This is a genomic window from Holdemanella sp. (genome assembly GCF_056804935.1).
Map to the genome: position 1 here is coordinate 1 of NZ_DBMEXE010000241.1, position 2,345 is coordinate 2,345.

Genomic DNA, 2,345 nt, shown 5'->3' on the forward strand with positions numbered 1-2,345 from the left:
GTGTTACGAGTATCTTGTACTTTATTGTCTCTAAAATAAAACAGTTGATAATCGGTGATTGATTATCAACTATAAGCACGACTGCCTGTCGTACAGAAAAGCAGACATTTGCATGCCTGCTAATTTAACCCCTCAAATTGAAGCTTATAATATTTCGCATAAGTACCATTTAATTTCATCAATTCATCATGCGTTCCACGTTCATGCATACCTGTCGCATCAATTACGACAATCTCATCTGCATTACGAATCGTAGATAAACGATGGGCAATCGTAATACAAGTACGATTCTTGCTTAAATCTTCTAAACTTTTTTGAATGATTCTCTCACTCTCATTATCCAAAGCACTTGTTGCTTCATCTAAAATCAAGATTTTAGGATTTTTTAAGAATACACGTGCAATCGAGATACGTTGTTTTTGTCCGCCCGATAAACGCGTTCCTCTTTCCCCACAGAACGTATTATATCCTTCTGGTAAAGACATAATAAAATCATGGATATTCGCTTTTTTAGCCGCTTCCACAATATCTGCATGACTTGCGCCAGGTCTTCCATAAGCGATATTTTGTTCAATTGTTCCGGTAAACAAATATACATCTTGTTGTACTAAACCAATGTTTGAACGAAGAGATTTTAAAGTTACATCTTTAATATTTTGACCATCAATACGAATAGATCCATTTGTGACATCATAAAAGCGAGACAATAACGAACAAAGTGTAGTTTTACCAGAACCACTTGGTCCCACTAAAGCAATCTTTTCACCGGCCTTGATATGTAAATTTACATCATCAATCACCCTTTCATTCTCATTATATTGGAAAGACACATGATCAAAATCAATATTTCCAGAAACATTTTCTAAATCCTTGGCATTTTTAGAATCTTGAATTTCAGGAACTTCATTCATAACCTCTTCAAAACGTCTAAATCCAGAGAATCCTTTTTGGAACATCTCCGTAAATTCAACCAACACTTCAATTGGAGAAACAAATACATTGATATATAAGGCAAACGTAGCTAACACAATTGGGTTTAAATCGCCATTAGCGATAAATAGCCCACCAAATACAATGATTGTGACATATAAAAGTCCTTGGAAGAAATTATTTCCACCTTGAAAAGTACCCATAACACGATAATTGTCTTTTTTAGATTCCAAAAATTCCATGTTTGAATGATTGAATTTATCAATTTCAATATCTTCATTCGCAAAAGACTGTACAACACGAATACCACCCAAAGAATCTTGAAGACTTGCATTCACACTACCAATCTTCTTTCTGTTTTCCATAAAGGTTCTTCGCATCTTTTTATTTTGAGAATAACTAAACACCATCATCACAACAGTCACTGCCAAAAGAATTAATGCCAATGGCCAATAAATCGTAGCCAAAATAATGAAAGATCCGACAATTTTGAATAATGAAATAAATAAGTTTTCAGGACCATGATGTGCAAACTCACAAATATCAAATAAGTCTGAAACAACACGAGACATCATAACCCCTGTATTGTGTTTATCATAATAGGAGAAAGATAAACGTTGATATTGATTGAATAAGTCTTGACGCATATCACTTTCCATGTTGGCTCCCATCACATGGCCTTGACAACTCACGTAATAACGACACAATGCACGTATCACATACATAACGAGTAAACCTATTCCTAATACGATAATTTCTTTTAAAATTTCATTGGATGAGTTCAAAAAGAATTGTCCTGTACAATAGCTTAGAATCAAAGGAAAAGATAGATCAACAATACACATGATAAGTGCACAAAACAGATCCATAAAGAAAATCCCTTTATATGGTTTATAATATTGTAAAAATCGTTTAAATGTACTCATATATACCCTCCTGATTTCTGTATTATACACAAAATTTATTCAATTTTCCAAAGTAATGCTAAAATAAAACAAGAATGGAGAATGGATTATGATTAAAATTTTATTTTTTGATATTGATGGCACACTTTTAGAACTTGGCAAGAAGGAAATGCACCAAGAACTAGTTGATGCATTAAACTTAGTTAAGCAAAAAGGCATCAAAATCATTTTAGCGACGGGAAGGCCACCATTTGTCGTTCCTAAATTTCATGGCATCGAATTTGATGCAGTACTTTCTTTTAATGGCTCCTATTGTTTCACCAAAAATGAATTGATTTACAAGAATCCCATGGATAAGAAAGATATTGAAACATTCGTCGAAAACGCAAAAAGACTAAATAAAGCAGTTACTCTAGCTGGAATCAATAAGATGGGATGTAATTTTGATGATGAAATCTTAGAAGAATATTTCATGATTGCCAACCAACATGTTCATGTACTTGATGAATT

The 2,345-nt window shown here is 33.2% G+C and carries 2 protein-coding genes; one reads left to right on the forward strand and one right to left on the reverse strand.

The window, feature by feature from the left end:
* Positions 1–119 precede the first annotated feature (119 nt).
* Positions 120–1,856, reverse strand: a complete 1,737-nt coding sequence (locus ACZQCL_RS08820; protein WP_482482871.1) for an ABC transporter ATP-binding protein — start codon at positions 1,854–1,856, stop codon at positions 120–122.
* 88 nt (positions 1,857–1,944) lie between these two features.
* Here ACZQCL_RS08820 and ACZQCL_RS08825 point away from each other — a divergent pair.
* Positions 1,945–2,345 (forward strand): HAD-IIB family hydrolase (locus ACZQCL_RS08825; protein WP_482482873.1); only part of this gene is annotated, 401 nt, incomplete at its 3' end.